Here is a 19,513-nt window from a genome sequence, read left to right as displayed (position 1 = left end):
CACCCCGGCGGCAGCGCGAATCAGTCGAAACTCACGCACCGCAACCGGTCCACGGCCGCCCGGTCGACGATGACGACCGACCTCGACGCGCCGGCCGGCGACCGCTGCTCGGTCGCCACCGCTCGCATCAGTTGCCGCCAGCGCCGCACGTGCAGCCGGAAGCTCATGTGGTTGATCCGCCTGCCACGGCTGTGCTGGCCCGCGCGCGCGACCGCCGCGGGCACGTCGAGCATGAGCAGGTGCAGTTCACGATCCGCCGCCCAGCGCGCGATGAGGGCGCGGGCCCAGTGGAACGTGGCGCAATCGTGGATGACGACCGGACCGGTGGCAGAACGCAAGGCGGTGCGGATCGCCAGAAAATGCGCCGCATGCACCAGCGGCCGCCACAGCAGGTAGGGCAGCCACCACAACCTGGGCCGCCAGCGATTGCGGGCCTGCATCGAGTCGAGCACCAGCACTCCGGTGGAGCTGCGCGACGGCGCGGTGGCGGCCGAATCGGCGCCGAAGAACTTCCGCAGCGCGGTGCTCTTGCCCGCACCGGGGACGCCCGCGACGATCAGCGCCGCCGCGGCCGGGTACCGGATCTCCTCGATCGCGCCACCGCGTAGGTCGTGCAGCGTATCCGGGAGCAGGATCGGAAGCCGGGGTTCCGGGGCGTAGGCCGGCACGGCGTCCAGCGGAGGGTTCACCTCTCCCAGCGTCCGCAAACGGCACGTGTTCGGCAACCGGGAAAACCCTGGTTTTTCGGGAAGATTCACCGCAGGAGGGACGCTCGGAGTGTTCACGCTCTCCAGAGTCCCGAGTTTTCGCGTTTTGGCAATATGGGACATTTCGAACATTTCGGATTATTCGCGTTTCCGGCCCGCCGACCTGGCGCGAAGATGCATACGTTCGCCCTGGGACCCGAAAAGGCTGAGGATTTCCACCGGGCCTCGGCCCGCGCTGCCGAACCAATGCGGCTGGCGGGTGTCGAATTCGGCCGCCTCGCCGGGGCCGAGCACCAGATCGTGCTCGCCGAGCACCAGTCGGAGCCGGCCGGACAGCACGTAGAGCCACTCGAAACCCTCGTGCACCTTGGGGTCGGGCTCGCCGCGATCAGGCGGAATGACGATCTTGAACGCCTGCAACGGGCCCGGTTGCCGGGTGAGTGGAACAATGGTGAGCCCGTTGATCTTCCGCGCCGTCGAGTGGACCCGGGGATCGGCGATCCGGGGCGCGGCCACCAGTTCGTCCAGCGGCACCTGGTGGGCCATCGCGATCGGCAGCAGTAGCTCCAGGCTGGCTTTTCGCTGTCCGGACTCCAGGCGTGAGAGCGTGCTCTTGGAGATCCCGGTGCTTTCCGCCAGCGCGGTGAGTGTGACGTTGCGGCGGGTGCGCAGCGCTTTGAGCCGCGGGCCGATGTCGGCCAGGGCCGCGGTGACAGCCGGTGGTGTGGACATGTCACCAGTGCACCGCATTTTCCCAGATTCGGCAACATTAGTTGCTGCATAAGCGAGGTCGACGGCACTGTGTCGGTGGAGGTGATCGCGAATGAGCGAGATATACGACGTGGTGGTCGTAGGTGGCGGCGCGGCGGGACTGTCCGGGGCGTTGGTCCTGGCCCGGGCGCGGCGACGGGTGGCGGTGATCAGAGGCGGTGCGCCGCGCAACGCGCCCGCCGAGCACATGCACGGGTTCCTGTCCCGGGACGGGATGCCACCGGCGGACCTGCTGGCCGGCGGAGCCGCCGAGGTCGCGAGCTACGGTGCGGAACTGATCGATGACGTCGTCGTCGACGCGGAGGGGACCGGGGACTCGGCGTACATGCTGCGCCTGGGCGGCGGCGCGACTCTGCGGGCGCGCCGCGTGCTCGTCGCCACCGGGCTGCGCGACGAACTGCCGGACCTGCCGGGAGTGCGGGAGCGATGGGGTCGCGATGTGCTGCACTGCCCGTACTGCCACGGCTACGAGGTCCGTGACCAGCCGATCGGTGTGCTCGGCGGGCTGGAACCAGGAGCCCTGGCCCGCGCGGTGCACTTGGCCCTGCTGCTGCCGCAGTGGTCGCGGGACGTCATCTTCTTCCCGAACACGATGCCCCTGTCCGACGGTGACCGCGCCCACCTGGACGCGCGCCGGGTGCGGGTGCTCGAAGGCCCGGTGGCCCGGTTGATCGTGGACGACCGGCTGCGCGGCGTGGAACTGGCCGATGGACGGGCGGTGCCGAGAACGGCGATGTTCGTCGCGCCGACCTTCCGCGCCAACGACGACGTGCTGGTCGCGTTGGGCTGCGCGTTCGACGACAACGGCTGGGTGGTCACCGACGCGACCGGGCGTACCAGCGCGGCGGGAGTCTGGGCCGCGGGCAATGTCGCCGATCCGGCTGCCCAGGTGATCTCCGCGGCGGGTGCGGGCTCGACCGCCGCGATGGCGATCAACGGTGACCTGGTGCTGGCCGACGCCACCGTACCCGCCCGATAAGGGGAATTCCCGAGGTGTGAAAATGCCGGAAGCTGAGAATTACTTATGGATTTCGCGCCGCGCCTCGGATCGCCGGTAAGCTTCTGACGTGGGCGGAGTGTTCGGTGTCCCTCATCCACCGAAGACTCCGCCTCTCTTTGTCCGCAGCACGGATTGTCTCCGGTGCGGGTCGTCTCCAGCGCGGAATTCGCTATCGCACGGTTTGTGCCGAGCGCCGTGGCCGCCGCCCTGCCGCCTCTTCATTTCCGGCGCGGCGTCGACCGGCGGATCCGCGGGCAAGGTGACCGGGGGTCGACCGACCCGAAGTCGGCGGATGGACGCGCTCTAGAATCGCGGGGTGACCAGCGCAGCCCCTGACAACACGCGTAATCGTGCCGATGCCCTCCCCAAAAGCTGGACCCCCGGCGAGGTGGAGGCCGAGATGTACGAGCGCTGGGTAGCCGCCGGCTATTTCACCGCCGATCCCGCCAGCGGGAAGCCGCCGTACTCGATCGTGCTGCCGCCGCCGAACGTCACCGGCACCCTGCACATGGGCCACGCGCTCGACCACACCTTGATGGACACGCTGTCGCGCCGCAAGCGCATGCAGGGCTACGAGGTGCTCTGGCTGCCCGGCATGGACCACGCGGGCATCGCCACCCAGACCGTGGTGGAAAAGCAGCTCGCGGTGGACGGCAAGACGAAGGAAGACTTCGGCCGCGAACTGTTCGTGCAGAAGGTTTGGGACTGGAAGCGCGAGTCCGGCGGCGCCATCCAGTGGCAGATGCGCGCGCTCGGCGACGGCGTGGACTGGAGCCGGGACCGCTTCACCATGGACGAGGGCCTCTCGCGCGCCGTGCAGACCATGTTCAAGCGGCTCTACGACGCGGGACTGATCTACCGCGCGGAGCGGCTGGTGAACTGGTCGCCGGAGCTGCGTACCGCGATCTCCGACATCGAGGTCAAATACGAGGACGTCGAAGGCGAGCTGGTCTCGCTGCGCTACGGCGCCCTGAACGACGACGAGCCGCACGTCGTCGTGGCCACCACCCGGGTGGAGACCATGCTCGGCGACACCGCGGTGGCCGTGCATCCGGAGGATCCGCGCTACCGGGCGTTGATCGGCACCACCCTGGAGCATCCGATCACCGGACGGCAGATCCCGATCATCGCCGACGACTACGTCGATCCCGAATTCGGCTCGGGCGCGGTGAAGATCACACCGGCGCATGATCCCAACGACTTCGAGATGGGTCTGCGGCACGGCCTGCCGATGCCGACCATCATGGACGAGCGCGGCCGGATCACCGGCACCGGAACCGAGTTCGACGGCATGGACCGCTTCGAGGCGCGCGTCAAGGTGCGCGAGCGGCTCGCCAGGGAGGGCCGGGTGGTCGCCGAGAAGCGGCCGTACCTGCACAGCGTGGGGCACTCCGAGCGCACCGGCGAGCCGATCGAGCCGCGCCTGTCCATGCAGTGGTGGGTGAAGGTCGAGTCACTGGCCAAGGCCGCCGGTGACGCCGTGCGGTCCGGTGACACCGTGATCCACCCGAAGAGCCAGGAGCCGCGCTGGTTCGGCTGGGTCGACGACATGCACGACTGGTGCATCTCGCGTCAGCTGTGGTGGGGCCACCGCATCCCGATCTGGTACGGCCCCGAGGGCGAAGTGGTGTGCGTCGGGCCCGACGAACAGGCGCCCGAGGGCTGGGTCCAGGACCCGGACGTGCTCGACACCTGGTTCTCCTCCGGCCTGTGGCCGTTCTCCACGATGGGCTGGCCGCACGCCACCGCCGAGCTGGAGAAGTTCTATCCGACAAGCGTTCTCGTCACCGGCTACGACATCCTGTTCTTCTGGGTGGCGCGGATGATGATGTTCGGCACCTACGTCGCCGAGGACGCCGCGCTGACCGTCGGCAAGGGCGGCGAGCGGCAGGTGCCGTTCAAGGACGTCTTCCTGCACGGCCTGATCCGCGACCAGTACGGCAAGAAGATGTCCAAGTCGCGCGGCAACGGCATCGACCCGCTGGACTGGATCAACGGCTTCGGAGCCGACGCCACGCGGTTCACCCTCGCGCGCGGCGCGCAGCCCGGCGGTGACCTCTCGGTCGGCGAGCCGCACGTGCTCGCCTCGCGCAGCTTCGTGACGAAGCTGTTCAACGCGGTCAAGTTCGCGCTGATGAACGGCGCGCGAGTCGGCGATCTGCCCGACCGCGCCCAGCTCACCGACGCCGACCGCTGGATCCTGGACCGGCTGGACGCGGTGCGCGCCGAGGCCGACGCCGCGTTCGACGCCTACGAGTTCGGCAAGGCGTGCGAGGCGCTCTATCACTTCGCCTGGGACGAGCTGTGCGATTGGTACCTGGAGCTGACCAAGGTGCAGTTCGCCGCCGACGGTACGCGCGCCGAGGCGACCGAGCTGGTGCTCGGTTCCGTGCTCGACGCGGTGCTGCGCCTGCTGCATCCGGTCATCCCGTTCGTCACCGAGGCGTTGTGGCAGGCGCTGACCGGCGGCGAATCGGTGGTGATCGCGCCGTGGCCGCAGCCCTCCGGTGTGCCCGCGGACCAGGGGGCGGCGCAACGCATCTCGGACACCCAGCGGTTGATCACGGAGATCCGTCGGTTCCGCAGCGACCAGGGCTTGGCGGACAAGCAGAAGGTGGCGGCCAAGCTCATCGGTGTGGACGAGGCGGGGCTCGGCGAGCAGGCCGCCTCGGTCGCGAATCTGGCGCGGCTCACCGAGCCCGGCGCCGACTTCGCCGCGACCGCGTCGGTGGAGGTCCGCCTGAGCACCGGGACGGTCACCGTGGAGCTGGACACTTCCGGCGCGGTCGACCTGGACGCCGAACGCCGCAGGCTGGAGAAGGATCTGGCCGCCGCGGAGAAGGAGCTCCAGAACACCACCGCCAAGCTCGGCAACGAGGCGTTCCTGGCCAAGGCACCCGAGCACGTGGTCGACAAGATCCGCGGCAGGCAGCAGGTCGCCTCCGACGAGGTGGCGCGCATCGGCACGCGACTGGCGGAGTTGAGCGGCAAGTGAACCACGAGCCGGAACCGCAATACGGCGACGACGAGCGCCGTGGCGGCGGGGCACGGCTCGGTTCCGGGCCCTCCCCCGTGGAGCTGGCCGAGATGGCGCTGGTCGAGGCGGAACTCGACCGGCGCTGGCCGGAAACCAAGATCGAGCCCTCGCTCGCCAGGATCGCGACGTTGATGGACCTGCTCGGCTCGCCGCAGCAGAACTACCCGGCCATCCACATCGCGGGCACCAACGGCAAGACCTCGGTGACCAGGATGATCGACGCGCTGCTCACCGCGCTGCACCGGCGCACCGGCCGGATCACCAGTCCCCACCTGCAACTGGCCTCCGAGCGGATCAGCATCGACAACGCGCCGATCTCCCCCGGCCGGTACGTGGAGATCTACCGCGAACTGCTGCCCTACGTCGAGATGATCGACAAGCAGTCGCAGTCCGCGGGCGGGCCCGCCATGAGCAAATTCGAGGTGCTCACCGGCATGGCCTTCGCCGCCTTCGCCGAGGCGCCGATCGATGTCGCGGTCGTCGAGACGGGTTTGGGCGGCACCTGGGACGCCACGAACGTCGTCGACGGGCAGGTCGCGGTGATCACGCCGATCGGCCTGGACCACACCGACTACCTCGGTCCGGACCTGGCCTCGATCGCGGGCGAGAAGGCCGGGATCATCAAGCGCGCCCCGGAAAGCCTGGTGCCGCGCGACAACGTCGCCGTGATCGCGCAGCAGGAACCGGAGGCGATGGAGGTGCTGCTGCGCCGCGCCGTCGAAGTGGACGCCGCGGTGGCGCGCGAGGGCTCCGAGTTCCGCGTGCTCGCCCGGCAGATCGCGGTCGGCGGGCAGCAACTCGAGTTGCAGGGTCTCGGCGGGGTGTACGACGAGATCTTCCTGCCGCTGCACGGCGAGCACCAAGCGCGCAACGCGGTGCTCGCGCTGGCGGCGGTGGAGGCGTTCTTCGGCGCGGGCGCGCAGCGCAGGCTCGACATCGACGCCGTGCGCGCCGGTTTCGCGAGCGTGACCAGTCCCGGACGGCTCGAGCGTATGCGCAGCGCGCCGACCATCTTCATCGACGCCGCGCACAACCCCGCGGGCGCGCGGGCGCTGGCCGCGACGCTGACCGAGGAGTTCGACTTCCGCAAGCTGGTCGGCGTGGTCGCGGTGCTCGGCGACAAGGACGCCGCCGGCATCCTGACCGCGCTGGAGCCGGTGTTCGACGAGATCGTCGTCACCAGCAACGGCTCGCCGCGCGCGCTGGACGTGGAGACCTTGACCGACCTCGCGGTACAGCGATTCGGCGACGAGCGGGTGGTCACCGCCGCCACGCTGCCCGACGCGCTGGAGACCGCGATCGCGATCGCCGAAGAGGTGGGCGAACCGGGGGAGACGGTGTCGGGCGCGGGCGTGGTGATCACCGGGTCGGTGGTCACGGCAGGCGCGGCTCGCGCGCTGTTCGGGAAGGACCCGGCATGAGCGTCCAGCCCTCGGCCGGCAGTCCGCCCACCCACGGCGGGCCCGCGTCCGTCCCGAACGTCACAGCATGAGCGTCAGGCGCCACAGCGGCCCGGCGAACGCCGAGGAGGGCACAGCATGAGCGATCCGGCCGACCAGGGCGAGCAGTCGGTACCCGCCCCCGCGACGGACCCGTGGAAAGGTTTCCGCGGCGTGATGGCGGGGACCTTGGTGCTCGAGGCGATCGTGGTGCTGCTCGCGCTGCCGGTGGTCGCCGACGTCGGCGGCGGGGTGACCTGGGTCTCGGGCACCTACCTCGTGGCGCTGGCGGTGGTGATGGTCCTCGGAGCCGGGTTGCAGCGGCGGTCCTGGGCGCTGCCGTTCAACCTCGGGTTACAGGTGTTCGTCCTGCTGGGTGCGTTCATCCACCTGTCCATCGGCGTCATCGGCGTGATCTTCGGGGTGGTCTGGGGCTTCATCCTGGTGCTGCGCGCCGATGTGCGCAGCCGGATGGAGAAAGGCCTGCTGCCCAGCCAGCGCATCCAGCGTCGGTAGCCCGCTCGATGCGGTGGCGACCGGCCGACGGGGCTGTCGTCGGCGGCCAGTCCGGGCCACGGAACGGACACCGCCGCCGAGCAGCCCTACCGCTGCTGTCGCGCCCGGAAGCGTGCCGGATAGGCTGTGCGCCGTGACTGAGCAGACGTTGGTACTCATCAAGCCGGACGGTGTGGCCCGTGGCCTTGTCGGCGAGGTGCTGGCACGCATCGAGCGTAAGGGCCTGAAGATCGTCGCCCTCGAGCTGAAGCACGTGTCCGGGGAACTGGCCGAGGGCCACTACGCCGAGCACGCCGAGAAGCCGTTCTTCGGGTCCTTGATCGACTTCATCACCTCGGGCCCGGTTGTCGCGGCCATCCTGGAGGGCCCGCGCGCGATCGCCGCGTTCCGCCAGATCGCGGGCGGCACCGATCCGGTCGAGAAAGCCGTGCCTGGCAGCATTCGCGGAGACTTCGCTCTCGAGACGCAGGAGAACCTGGTCCACGGGTCCGATTCGCCCGAATCAGCCAAGCGTGAGATCGCGCTCTGGTTCCCCGAGCGGCCCGCCTGACCGAGCCTCGATGGTCGTGCCCGCGCTGCTGCGACGTGCGCGTTCGCGCCGCGGGCCGGACCGAGTGGAGCGCCGATGGCGAACGCCCGGCGCGCGGTGTGGGATACTGGCATCGGCTGCTATCGACGCAGACTGTTCGTGCAGGTGCGCGAACGCGACGTGACGAGCGCAGCCGGATGACACCACGGTTCGATGCCGATCATCGCTGCTGTGGACAAACGGCCTGGTCACAGGGTCGCCTGTCCGCTAGGCACGCTGGATGAGCGCTCGATCCGCGGAGTTCAGCCATACAGCCAGGCGCCGCGTGACCAGTTAGCCCGAACGACGAACAACCGAGGAAATAACCGGGCACGCGGGGCGAGACCACTTGACCTCGCGCCCACCGGGTGTGAGTCGAACGGACAGTGCCCCCGCGTCGGCCGCGTCACTCCCGCAGGGAGGGACGCGCCCGGGGGTCCGAGGAGACTTCGTGGCCGATCAAGAGCCGCTGGAAACAACATCACAGGATGCCGAACAATTGCCGGAGCGAATCCGAGTTCACGCACTCGCCAAGCTGCTGGGAGTAACGAGCAAGCGCATCCTGGCCAAGCTCACCGAGATGGGGGCCGACGCGCGCAGCGCCCAGTCCAACGTCGACCGAGCCGTCGCGGAATCGGTGCGCGACGCCTTGGTGACGGTCGAGGCGGATGCCGCGGCCGAACAGCCGAGCCCCGGGCAGGCGGATGCCCCCGCACCGGCGCGGACCGCCGAACCAGGGGAAGACGCCGCCACGCGGGCGACGGCCGCCCCATCGGCGGCCGAACAGCCGCAACCAGCGCGAGAAACGCGGACCGACACGCCCTTCACCGGGGCGGGCGTCCTCTTCTCCGCGCCGGACGTGCCGAGCGCCACGCAGGCGCCGACCGGTGACGCGGCAGCTCAGCCCACGCAGCTGTTCACCCACCCGGTGCGGCCCGAGCCGGAGCCGGTGGCCCCGGTGGTGTTCGAGTCCGCCGCCGTCGTGCAGGCGCCGCTGTTCCTGCCCCCGGACGCCACGGCCGCCGAGGCAGCGCGCAGACAGCGTCGTGCCGAGCGCGATACCCGGCGCACCGAAGAACCGGCGCCCGAGCCCGCCGAGGACGAGACCGAGGTCGCCGAGGACGAGCGCGAGGCCGCCGACCAGCAGGGTGACGCCGAAGGTCAGCCGCGTCGCAGGCGTCGTGGGCGCCGCGGGCGTGGCCGCGGCCGGGGCGAGCAGCAGTCCGAAACCGACGGCGACGAGGAAAACGAAGCCGACGACGAGAACGACGACGAGTCGGCTCCCGAGACCGCCGAGACGGTGGAGTCCGCGGAGGCTTCGGAGTCGGCGGAGTCTTCCGAGTCCGCCGAGGGCGAGGACGAGGACGAGGCGCCGGAAGGCTCCAGCCGTCGCCGCCGTCGTCGTCGCCGCCGCAAGGTCGCGGGCGAGGCCGGGGAGAGCGAGTCCTCCGACGACGACCCGCCGAACACGGTCGTGCACGAGCGCGAGCCGCGCAACAAGAGCCGCAGCCGTGTCGCGGTCGACGAGGTCCAGGGCATCACCGGCTCCACCCGGCTGGAGGCCAAGCGGCAGCGCCGTCGCGACGGACGCGAGGCCGGCCGCCGCCGCCCGCCGATCCTGACCGAGTCGGAGTTCCTGGCCCGCCGCGAAGCCGTCGACCGCGTGATGGTCGTGCGCGAGAAGTCTTTCCCGGATCACCCCACCGCCACGCAGGTGGCCGTGCTCGAAGACAACATCCTGGTCGAGCACTTCGTCACGAGCACCGGCTCCGCGTCCATGGTCGGCAACGTCTACCTGGGCAAGGTGCAGAACGTGCTGCCCAGCATGGAGGCGGCGTTCGTCGATATCGGCCGCGGCCGCAACGGTGTGCTCTACGCGGGCGAGGTCAACTGGGAGGCCGCCGGGCTCGGCGGCAGGGAGCGCAAGATCGAGCAGGCGCTCAAGCCGGGCGACCAGGTGCTGGTCCAGGTGAGCAAGGACCCGGTCGGTCACAAGGGCGCCCGCCTGACCACCCAGATCAGCCTGGCCGGGCGCTTCCTGGTGTACGTGCCGGGCGGTACCTCCACCGGGATCAGCCGCAAGCTGCCGGACACCGAGCGCAAGCGTCTGAAGGAGATCCTGCGCGACATCGTGCCCGCCGACGCCGGTGTGATCATCCGCACCGCCTCCGAAGGCGTCAGCGAGACGGAACTGGCCCGCGACGTGGAGCGGCTGCAGAAGACCTGGCGCACGATCCAGCAGCAGACGGGCAAGGACAACAACGGGCCCAAGACGCTGTACGAGGAGCCCGATCTCCTGGTCAAGGTCATCCGAGACTTGTTCAACGAGGACTTCTCCAAGCTGGTCATCGAGGGTGACCGCGCCTGGAGCACGGTCGAAAAGTACATCGGCACGGTCGCGCCGGACCTGCTCGCCCGGGTCTCCCGACACGAGAACAACGGTGTCGACGTGTTCGAGACCTATCGGATCGACGAGCAGCTGGCCAAGGCGCTGGATCGCAAGGTGTGGCTGCCCTCGGGCGGCACCCTGGTGATCGACCGCACCGAGGCCATGACGGTGATCGACGTCAACACCGGAAAGTTCACCGGCTCCGGTGGCAGCAACTTGGAGGAGACGGTCACCAGGAACAATCTGGAGGCGGCCGAGGAGATCGTGCGCCAGATGCGGCTGCGCGACATCGGCGGCATGATCGTCGTCGACTTCATCGACATGGTGCTCGAGTCCAACCGCGACCTGGTGCTGCGCCGCCTGACCGAGGCGCTGGGCCGGGACCGCACCCGCCACCAGGTGTCCGAGGTCACCTCGCTGGGCTTGGTCCAGATGACCCGCAAGAAGCTGGGCACCGGACTGGTCGAGGCGTTCTCGACCACCTGCGAGCACTGCCACGGTCGCGGCATCCTCGTGCACGCCTACCCGGTGGAGCCCGGCTCCGGTGAGGAGGCCGCGGCGCGCACCCGGGAGAGCGGTTCGCGCAGGCGCCGTGGCCGGGACAAGGGCGCGGCCGCGCAGGCTCCCCAGCCGGCGAACGGCTCGGCTCCGGCAGCCGAGCAACCCGAGGAGGAAGCGGCCGTCAAACGGGCGCATCCGGTGGCGCTGGCCATGGCCGCGCACCACTCCGATGAGGGCGAGCAGGAGCCGGAACAGTCCGAGGCCGCCGCGGAGCCGACCGGAACCGCGGTCGCCGACGAGCAAGTGGTCACGGAGGTCGTCGAGGCCGCGGTTGCGGTGCCCGCCGAGGAGCCGGAGACCGAGCCCGCCGAAGTGGTCGAGGTCATCGAGGAAGTCGAGAAGGTCGAGTCCGCGCCGGTCGCCGAGCCTGCCGCCATCGCCGAACCGGAGCCGGTCGCCGCGGCCGAGCCGGTCGCTCGACCCGCCTCGGCTGCCGAGCCGGTCCCGAGGGGCGAGAACGGTGCTGCCGCCAACGGTGCTGCCGCAGAAGCGTCGGTCCGTCCGGCTCGTCGCCGACGGGTGGCCCGTTCGGCTGCCGCGCCTGCCGCGGACAGTTCGGGGGCGGTGTTCGTGCTACCCACCGGGGAGCAGACGCCCGCGCCCGCGGTCGACTACTCCCAGCCGGCACCGGCCGAACTGCCGCAGCGCAACCGGCCGCGCAGGCGTGCGGTCGGCCGCCCGGCAGGCGCGCCGGACGCGTCGAACTGAGTTGTAGCTCACCTCACGTGGCCCCCGCCGGTCCATCCGGTGGGGGCCACGTGCGTCCCGGCAGCGAACCGACGGCATGGCGCGGTGGCAGCGTGGACGCCGGTTTGGTCGTCGCGGTAGCCGTCCTGTAATCTTGGACAGTCGCTGCCCGGTGACAACATGTTTTGTCTTCGTGGCCCGGTTCTCGACAGTTCGATACCGAGAGCCACCAGGCGCCGAGGCGGTGGCGATTACCAGACCAGTCGTGTGGCGGTTTCCGGTGGAATCAGACCGGAGGAGTCGCCGCGTGAGCAAGTGCCGAGCACTACAGGAAGAAGGGCAGCCGACCGATGGCAACGTACGCGATCGTCAAGACCGGCGGAAAGCAGTACAAGGTCGCGGTCGGTGACCTGGTGAAGGTGGAGAAGATCGAGGGTGCGCCGGGCACCGCCGTGGCGCTGGCCCCGGTCCTCGTCGTCGATGGCGCCGAGCTGACCACCGACGCCGCGAAGCTGGCCGAGGTCTCCGTGGCCGCCGAGGTGGTCGAGCAGACCAAGGGCCCGAAGATCCGCATCCACAAGTTCAAGAACAAGACCGGCTACCACAAGCGCCAGGGTCACCGTCAGCCGCTGACGGTCCTGAAGGTCACCGGCATCAAGTAAGACATCCCGAGGAGAACCAGCTATGGCACACAAGAAGGGTGCGTCCAGCTCCCGGAACGGGCGCGATTCCAACGCCCAGCGACTCGGCGTCAAGCGCTTCGGCGGCCAGACGGTCAAGGCCGGCGAGATCCTGGTGCGTCAGCGTGGCACCCACTTCCACCCCGGCGTGAACGTCGGCCGTGGCGGTGACGACACTCTGTTCGCCCTGGCGGCGGGCGCGGTGACGTTCGGCACCAAGCGTGGACGCAAGACCGTCAACATCGTGGCCCCGGAGCCGGTTCAGGCCTGACCGCCGAACCACTTCCGGACTACAGCGAGCGGGTCAGGGTCTCGAAACCCTGGCCCGTTTTTCGTGTTCGAGAACGAACTGCCCCGAGTACGACCAGTCCCGAAGGAGGATGATTCGGCGTATGTCCAAGTTCATCGACCGTGTCGTACTACATGTGCGTGCGGGTAAAGGCGGCCACGGTTGCGCCTCGGTGCACCGTGAGAAGTTCAAGCCGCTCGGCGGGCCCGACGGCGGCAACGGTGGCAACGGCGGAGACGTCATCCTCGAGGTCGACCCCAACGTGCACACCCTCTTGGACTTCCACTTCCACCCGCACGCCAAGGCAGGCAACGGCAAGCCGGGCGAGGGCGGCAACCGCGACGGCAAACAGGGCGCCGATCTGATGCTGAAGGTGCCGGACGGCACCGTGGTGCTCGACGACGACGGCAAGGTGCTCGTCGACCTGGTCGGTGCGGGCAACCGCTTCATCGTCGCCCGCGGCGGCCGCGGCGGTCTCGGCAATGCCGCGCTGGCTTCGAAGGCCCGCAAGGCTCCGGGTTTCGCGCTGCTCGGCGAGGACGGCGAAGAGCTCGACCTGGTGCTGGAGCTGAAATCCGTAGCCGACGTCGGGCTCGTCGGCTTCCCGTCGGCGGGCAAGTCCTCACTGGTCTCGGTGCTGTCGGCGGCCAAGCCGAAGATCGCCGACTACCCGTTCACCACGCTGGTGCCCAACCTCGGCGTCGTCGCCAGCGGTGACACCACCTTCACCGTCGCCGACGTGCCCGGTTTGATCCCGGGCGCGAGTGAGGGCCGGGGACTGGGGCTGGACTTCCTGCGGCATCTCGAGCGGTGCGCGGTGCTCGCCCACGTGGTGGACTGCGCGACGCTGGAGCCGGGCCGCGACCCGGTGTCCGACGTCGACGCGCTCGAAGCCGAACTGGCCGCGTACAAGCCCGCGCTGAGCGCGGACGCCGGGCTCGGCGACCTCGCCGACCGGCCGCGCGTGGTGATCCTGAACAAGATCGACGTGCCCGACGCGGCCGAACTCGCGGAAATGGTGACCCCGGAGTTCACCGAACGCGGCTGGCCGGTGTTCGAGATCTCCGCGGTGAGCCGGGCGGGTCTGCGTCCCTTGACTTTCGCCCTCGCCGACCTGGTGCGCCAGTACCGCGAGGATCATCCGAAGGCCGCGCCCAAGCGGCCGGTCATCCGTCCGATCGCGGTGGACGAAACCGGATTCAGTGTGATCGCCGACCCGGAGGAGCCGGGCGGTTTCATCGTGCGCGGCACCCGGCCGGAGCGCTGGGTGCGCCAGACCCAGTTCGACAACGACGAGGCCGTCGGCTACCTGGCCGACCGTCTGGCCCGCCTCGGCGTCGAGGACGAGCTGGTGAAGCTGGGCGCGGAACCGGGTGCGCCGGTGACCATCGGCGACGTGACGTTCGAGTGGGAGCCCCAGATCTCCGCGGGCGTCGACATGGTGCCCACCGGGCGCGGCACCGACATCCGGCTCGAGCATTCCGACCGGGTCAGCGCGGCCGAGCGCAAGCACGCGTCCCGGGTGCGACGCGGTCTGGTGCAGGAAGAGCAGGAGTAGGGCGACCGCCCTGACTACCGTGGATTCGATTGTGGCGCAGGGAGTTGGGTGGCGATGCGGGTGAATTCGGCGACCGCCGAGGCGGATTCGCCGGGCCTCAGCGAGGCCCGTCTGGCGATCGCGTCGGCGCGACGGGTCGTGGTGAAGATCGGTTCGTCGGCGCTGACCAGCTTGAAGGGCGGCCTGGACACCGCGCGACTGGATCGGCTCGCCGACGCGGTGGAGGCGCGGATGCGCGCCGGATCCGATGTGGTGGTCGTGTCTTCGGGCGCGATCGGCGCCGGCATCGCGCCACTCGGCCTGACCAGCCGTCCGCGTGATCTGGCGACCAAGCAGGCCGCGGCGAGCGTCGGACAGCTGGCGCTCGCGCATGCCTGGGGCACCTCGTTCGCCCGTTACGGCCGTACGGTCGGGCAGGTGCTGCTGAGCGCCGACGACGTCGCCCGCCGCGAGCACCACCGCAACGCGCAGCGCACCCTCGATCGCCTGCGTTCACTCGGCGCTGTTGCGGTGGTGAACGAAAACGACACGGTAGCGACGGAAGAGATCCGATTCGGCGACAACGACCGGCTCGCGGCGCTGGTCGCCCACCTGATCGGCGCCGACGCGCTGGTGCTGCTGTCGGACGTGGACGGCCTCTACGACGGCGACCCCCGTAAGGGCGCGGCCACGCTGATTCCGGAGGTACGCAGCAGCGCCGACCTCGACGGCGTCATCGCGGGCAGCGGCGGCGCGCTCGGCACCGGAGGCATGGCGTCGAAGTTGTCGGCGGCGCGCCTGGCCGCGGATGCGGGTGTGCCGGTCCTGCTGGCCGCCGCCTCGTCGGCCGCCACCGCGCTGACCACCGGCACGGTCGGCACCGCGTTCGCCGCCCGCCCGGTGCGGTTGTCCGCCCGCAAGTTCTGGGTCCGGCACGCCGCCGACAGCCGCGGCGCGCTGCTCATCGACGAGGGCGCGGTCCAAGCGGTGGCGCACCGGCGGCGGTCGCTGCTCGCGGCGGGAATCGTCGGCGTGCGTGGGCGCTTCTACGGCGGGGACGTGGTGGATCTGGTGGCCCCCGACAGCCGTGTCGTCGCCAGGGGCGTCGTCGAATACGACAGCACCGAACTGGCGGGCATGCTCGGCCGCTCCACCGCCGAGCTTCCCGAGACCATGCAACGCCCCGTCATCCACGCCGACGACCTGGTCAAGGTCTGATCGCACACCAGCCGATCGGCAGCGGGGACACCGAGCGAGTCACGAGCACGCTCCGGTCGCGGTTCGCCCCGGCGCGGGCTGGTGCGGGAAGCCGAAGCGCTGTGGCCGATCGCGCGAGCGGTGCGTCGGTAGCATGATGCCGGTCGTTCGGCCGCCTCCGCCGCGAACCGGATGCTTGTGGCAACGCTCCCGTTCGGTGGTTCGCGGCGCGCGTATTCCGGTGGCGGCTCGGAAGGTGGATGCCTGGTACGTCACCGGATCCATCCGTTCGCCGACGGTCTGGCTTGCCCGTTCGTGTGATCGGCTGAGCGACGTCCAGCCGGACGTGGATCGGGACGGCTTGGATGCCGTATCGGCCGGTTGATGTACCGGCCGATCGACGAGCGCGTTGTGACGATTTCCGAGGTCGAGGATCAGACCTGGCCTCGTACCCATCGGCTGCCGGACCGTCAGGATGGGACGACGCCGGGCTGGTTGGTGGTCGGAATCTGCTCCTGATTGCCTTCCACCGGGCCGGTGACACCGGGTTGGCCGCCTGGGTCGGGCAGCGGGACCGCGGGATCGGCAGGGCCGGGCACAGGGGGTGGTGCGGGCTGCGGGCTCGGCTGTGTTTGGGGTGGGCTCGGTGGTTGTGCCGGCTCCGGGATGGGCGGCGCGGGCGGGGGCGCGGGGAGCGGCGCCGGTGCCGACGAACTCGGCGGTGGTGCGGGCTCCGGGCTCGGCGGCGCTGGTGAAGGACTCGGTGGTGCGGGTGAAGGGCTCGGGCTCGGTGGCACGGGGGGAGCACTCGGCGGCGCCGGTGTGGTGGTCGGCGCCTGCTGCGTCGGCGGAGCCGGTTCAGGTGCGAGTGACGGCGGCGCGGGCTGTGGTGACGACGGCGCGGGCTCTGGTGACGACGGCGCGGGCTGTGGCGATGGCGTGGGCGTCGGTGTCTGAGTGGTCGGGGCTTGCTGCGTCTGCGGAGCGGGCTCGGGTGAGGGTGACGGCGTGGGTTGCGGCGTCGGCGCGGTCGGGGCCTGCTGCGTATCCGGTTCCGGCGGGGCGGGTGGCACCGGATTGTGGGAAGCGTCAGGCGATTCCGGCGCGGCAGGTGCGGGTTGCGCTGTGCCCGGCGACCATTGCTCATTGGGCAGCGCCTGCTCGGGCGTCGAGTATCTCGGTGTGCCGGGAGGGACCGCCTGCGGCGCGGACGGCGCCGTCACAGCGGGCGGTGCGGGCAGCGCGGGGACGCCGGTTCCCGCCGCGGAATAGGCGGGCTTGTAGACCATGTTCATCGCCAGCACGGCTTCCTGACGCAGTGCCTCCTGCGCCATCTGCGCGTCGATGACGTGCGCGGCCTCCAGCAGTTGCGCGATCGCGCCGACCGGTCCCGAAGCGCCGGGCGGCACCACCGCGAGTTTCACCGCCTCGGCGGCCGCGGCGACCCCGCCGAGCCGGGCTCCCACTTGGCCCAGCACCGCGGCCAGCTCATCCGCCGACGCCGCGAAACTGCGTGCGCATGCCTGGGCGGCGTCGGCGGCGGCGCCTTTCCATTCGGCCGAGTCCATCACGCGGTCCACACCGCCGCGAGTGAGTGGAAACGACGTGGTGAGCGCCCCTGCGGCCTCGATCCAGATCGTCGACGCGCGCAGCACCTGCGCGGCGTCGATCTGCTGCGCCTTCGCGTAGATCTCTTCGTGCCGCAGCGACTCGAAATGTTCCATCGAGCTGATGTAGGTGGGATCGGAGCCGCTCATCGGGGCAACCTCGCCTCAACCGCGCGCAGGGCGGCGGCGCCCGCGGCATCGGCTTCTTCGAACAGTCCTCCGCTGATCAGGAATGCTTCCTTCATGCGGTAGGCCGCTTCGATGTAGTGGTCGAGCAGAGCCGCCGCGTCCCGCGCCTTGCGGCCGAATCCGGCCTGCAACTGCTGCGCGGAGACGAATCCGCCGAAACCGCCGAGTTCCGCGGCGGATTCGAGGCGTTGCTGTAGATGGATCAGCCGATCGGCCTGCCGGTCGTACATCTCGGCGCACTGCCGAGCCGCTGCCGGATCGAACTGGACGGTCCCGGCCTGCGCGGCGTCCTTGAATCGGGCGATATCGGCTCGGCTGGTCTCGATCGTCATCGCTCACCCCTGAGATCGGTCGGTCCGCCTCAGACTAACCGGAAGCCCGGCGCCGGGTCAGCAATAGTCGGCGGTCACGCTCGCGGGAGCGGGCTATACCGGTATGCGCTTTTGCAATTGGGTCGCGATCTGTTCCGAGGAGGCAGGCGCGATGCGCACTTCGACACCCGCCTTGATCAGGTATCTTCCGTCGTTCCGCACGTCGATCCAGGTGTAGTGGACCGGCGGGGGCGGGGTCGGACGATCCAGTCGCGGTTCGATTCTGATGTGGCCCTCGGCGGTATGCGGCTCGAGCAGCAGCTTGCGGATGCGCGGCGCCGCCTGGTGTCGCGCGGGCGCCGTTTCCTGGTCGCGCACCGCGTCGCCGGTGGCGGCCCGAGCGGGTTCGCGGCCCGCGGGGGTCTTCGGCAGCAGCGCCGCTATCCGCCGCCCCAGTTTCGAGCTGTGCCCGATCGAGATATGCACGCGGCCACCGAAATCCGGGCTCGTGCCGGGTTCCTGCACCGCGAGCACGGCGCGGTCGTAGATGGCGGCGGCCAGCAGCCGCAGTTCACCACCCGGCTGGTGGGTGCCGCCGATGGCCACGATCCTGGTGTGCGGCGCGGCCAGAATACGCAGGCAGGCCGTTAGATCGGGGTCGGAGCCGAGCGGCAACCGCTCGGCGAGGGTGATGCGCAGCTTCTCGGCCTCGTCCTCGGTGCGGGGAGTCTCCAGGATGCGCAGCGGGTACGGGTGGCGATCCAGATCGGTCTCCCGCCAGATATAGGCGAACTCGTCCGGAGTGAAGGTCCATTCCACGGCCGACTCACATCCTTACCGAACCACCAATACTGTTCGTAGCCTAGCGGTCCCGACGCCGAGATCGCAGATGACTTCACGGTACGGGTGCGTCCGGTGTCAGCTCGGCCGGGCCTCCAGCACGTTGTCCGGCGAGGCCGTCGGCACCCGCTTGGTCAGCGTGAATCCGTGCCGGGCGAGGAAAGCGCGGTACTCGGCCTCGGTCCGTTCCCGGCCGCCTGCGTTGACCAGCATCTCCAGGTCGATGAACTTGCTCGGGTGCGGCGCGCTGTGTTCGGGTACGACCAGCTCGACGATCAGCAGCCGGGCGTCGGGGTCCATAGCCGCACGGACCGTACGCAGAATGCGCCCCGCCTCCGGTTCCGCCCAGTCGTGCAGGATGTGCTTGAGGATGTAGGCGTCGCCACCCTTGGGGACGCTGTCGAAGAACGATCCGCTTTCCACGGCGCAGCGATCGGCGAGACCGAGTTCGGCCAGCCGCGTGGGCGCCGCCGCCACCACTTCGGGCAGGTCGAACAGGACGCCGCGCGACCGCGGCGCACGGCGCAGGATCTCGGTGAGCAGGGTTCCTTCACCGCCGCCGACGTCGACCAGGGTCTCGTAGCGGCCGAAATCGTAGGCCGCGAACAGCGGTTCCAGCGCGAGGCTGCCGATGCTGGTCATCGCGCGATCGAACAGTTCGCCGAGTTCGCGGTCGTGCTGGATGTAGTCGAAGAACGGCATCCCGTTCAGTTTCTCGCCGACCGGCTCGCCGGTACGCACGGCGTCGACCAGGTGCGACCAGTGGTTGCGGTGCGCGGGCGACCCGAAGAACAGCACCGCGTCGCGCAGCGACACGTTCGCGTCCTTGCGCAGCGCCCGCGCCATCGGCGTCAGCGCGTACCGTCCGTCGTGCCGTTGGGTGAAAATGCCGTAACTGATCAGCAGCCGCAGCAACCGCCGCAGCGCGTCCTCGTCGGCGCCGACCGCCGCCGCCAGTTGTGCGCCCGACCGCGGTCCCGCCGCGAGTTCGTCGGCCACGCCGAGCGCCGCGGCGGCATGGATGGCCTGCGTGATCCATCCGGCGGCGATCAGCTCCATCAGCGCGACGTGCCCCGGCACCAGCTTGCGGAACGCGACGGCCAGCGCGCCGCGAACCGATTCGACGGCCCGTATCAGCGGCAGCGGAGGGATTCTCGGTCGGTCGGACCCCACAGCGACTCCATCCGT

General features: G+C 70.1%; 16 protein-coding genes. 10 read left to right on the top strand and 6 right to left on the bottom strand.

Annotated elements, in window-relative coordinates; translation table 11 throughout:
• Positions 1–20 precede the first annotated feature (20 nt).
• Together K8O92_01100 and K8O92_01095 are read right to left on the bottom strand one after the other, a co-directional pair.
• The gene (locus K8O92_01100; protein ID UAK35363.1) at positions 21–635 is read right to left on the bottom strand and encodes an ATP-binding protein; all 615 of its coding nucleotides are present in this window, start codon (positions 633–635) and stop codon (positions 21–23) included.
• A gap of 210 nt (positions 636–845) precedes the next feature.
• Positions 846–1,439: an XRE family transcriptional regulator gene (locus K8O92_01095; protein UAK32668.1), complete on the bottom strand. Its 594-nt coding sequence runs from the start codon at positions 1,437–1,439 to the stop codon at positions 846–848.
• 91 nt (positions 1,440–1,530) lie between these two features.
• Here K8O92_01095 and K8O92_01090 point away from each other — a divergent pair, with 91 nt between their 5' ends.
• The 10 genes from K8O92_01090 (at position 1,531) to proB (ending at position 15,399) form a co-directional block, all read left to right on the top strand.
• A complete protein-coding gene (locus tag K8O92_01090; protein ID UAK32667.1) occupies positions 1,531–2,457 on the top strand; it encodes an NAD(P)/FAD-dependent oxidoreductase in 927 nt (308 codons plus the stop codon).
• 337 nt (positions 2,458–2,794) lie between these two features.
• Positions 2,795–5,473, top strand: coding sequence for a valine--tRNA ligase (locus K8O92_01085; protein ID UAK32666.1), 2,679 nt, complete (start codon positions 2,795–2,797; stop codon positions 5,471–5,473).
• 92 nt (positions 5,474–5,565) lie between these two features.
• The gene (locus tag K8O92_01080) at positions 5,566–6,936 is read left to right on the top strand and encodes a bifunctional folylpolyglutamate synthase/dihydrofolate synthase (GenBank protein UAK35362.1); all 1,371 of its coding nucleotides are present in this window, start codon (positions 5,566–5,568) and stop codon (positions 6,934–6,936) included.
• A gap of 117 nt (positions 6,937–7,053) precedes the next feature.
• The gene (locus K8O92_01075; protein ID UAK32665.1) at positions 7,054–7,470 is read left to right on the top strand and encodes a DUF4233 domain-containing protein; all 417 of its coding nucleotides are present in this window, start codon (positions 7,054–7,056) and stop codon (positions 7,468–7,470) included.
• Between the two features lie 133 nt (positions 7,471–7,603).
• Positions 7,604–8,020 (top strand): nucleoside-diphosphate kinase, encoded by a 417-nt coding sequence (gene ndk / locus K8O92_01070; GenBank protein UAK32664.1) that lies wholly within the window; start codon positions 7,604–7,606, stop codon positions 8,018–8,020.
• A 517-nt stretch (positions 8,021–8,537) separates the two neighbouring features.
• The gene (locus K8O92_01065) at positions 8,538–11,696 is read left to right on the top strand and encodes a translation initiation factor IF-2 N-terminal domain-containing protein (protein ID UAK35361.1); all 3,159 of its coding nucleotides are present in this window, start codon (positions 8,538–8,540) and stop codon (positions 11,694–11,696) included.
• A 329-nt stretch (positions 11,697–12,025) separates the two neighbouring features.
• A complete protein-coding gene (gene rplU, locus K8O92_01060) occupies positions 12,026–12,337 on the top strand; it encodes a 50S ribosomal protein L21 (GenBank protein UAK32663.1) in 312 nt (103 codons plus the stop codon).
• Between the two features lie 22 nt (positions 12,338–12,359).
• On the top strand, positions 12,360–12,626 hold the full coding sequence (gene rpmA / locus K8O92_01055; protein UAK32662.1) for a 50S ribosomal protein L27: 267 nt from the start codon (positions 12,360–12,362) through the stop codon (positions 12,624–12,626).
• Positions 12,627–12,747: 121 nt separating this feature from the next.
• Positions 12,748–14,202, top strand: a complete 1,455-nt coding sequence (obgE, locus tag K8O92_01050) for a GTPase ObgE (protein UAK32661.1) — start codon at positions 12,748–12,750, stop codon at positions 14,200–14,202.
• A gap of 54 nt (positions 14,203–14,256) precedes the next feature.
• Positions 14,257–15,399 (top strand): glutamate 5-kinase, encoded by a 1,143-nt coding sequence (gene proB, locus K8O92_01045; protein ID UAK32660.1) that lies wholly within the window; start codon positions 14,257–14,259, stop codon positions 15,397–15,399.
• A gap of 449 nt (positions 15,400–15,848) precedes the next feature.
• Here the strand turns inward: proB and K8O92_01040 are convergent, their stop codons facing one another.
• The 4 genes from K8O92_01040 to K8O92_01025 form a co-directional block, all read right to left on the bottom strand.
• Positions 15,849–17,135 carry a hypothetical protein gene (locus tag K8O92_01040; GenBank protein ID UAK32659.1) on the bottom strand — a complete coding sequence of 429 codons (1,287 nt, stop codon included), beginning with the start codon at positions 17,133–17,135 and terminating at the stop codon, positions 15,849–15,851.
• A complete protein-coding gene (locus K8O92_01035; GenBank protein ID UAK32658.1) occupies positions 17,132–17,506 on the bottom strand; it encodes a hypothetical protein in 375 nt (124 codons plus the stop codon). The genes K8O92_01040 and K8O92_01035 overlap by 4 nt, the downstream gene beginning before the upstream one ends.
• A 93-nt stretch (positions 17,507–17,599) precedes the next feature.
• On the bottom strand, positions 17,600–18,304 hold the full coding sequence (locus K8O92_01030) for an ESX secretion-associated protein EspG (GenBank protein UAK32657.1): 705 nt from the start codon (positions 18,302–18,304) through the stop codon (positions 17,600–17,602).
• 99 nt (positions 18,305–18,403) lie between these two features.
• Positions 18,404–19,498, bottom strand: coding sequence for a hydroxyneurosporene methyltransferase (locus K8O92_01025; GenBank protein UAK32656.1), 1,095 nt, complete (start codon positions 19,496–19,498; stop codon positions 18,404–18,406).
• Between the last annotated feature and the right edge of the window lie 15 nt (positions 19,499–19,513).

Origin of the sequence: Nocardia asteroides (genome assembly GCA_019930625.1) — a bacterium.
GTDB lineage: Bacteria > Actinomycetota > Actinomycetes > Mycobacteriales > Mycobacteriaceae > Nocardia > Nocardia sputi.
This window is presented reverse-complemented; position numbering and strand designations above follow the sequence as displayed.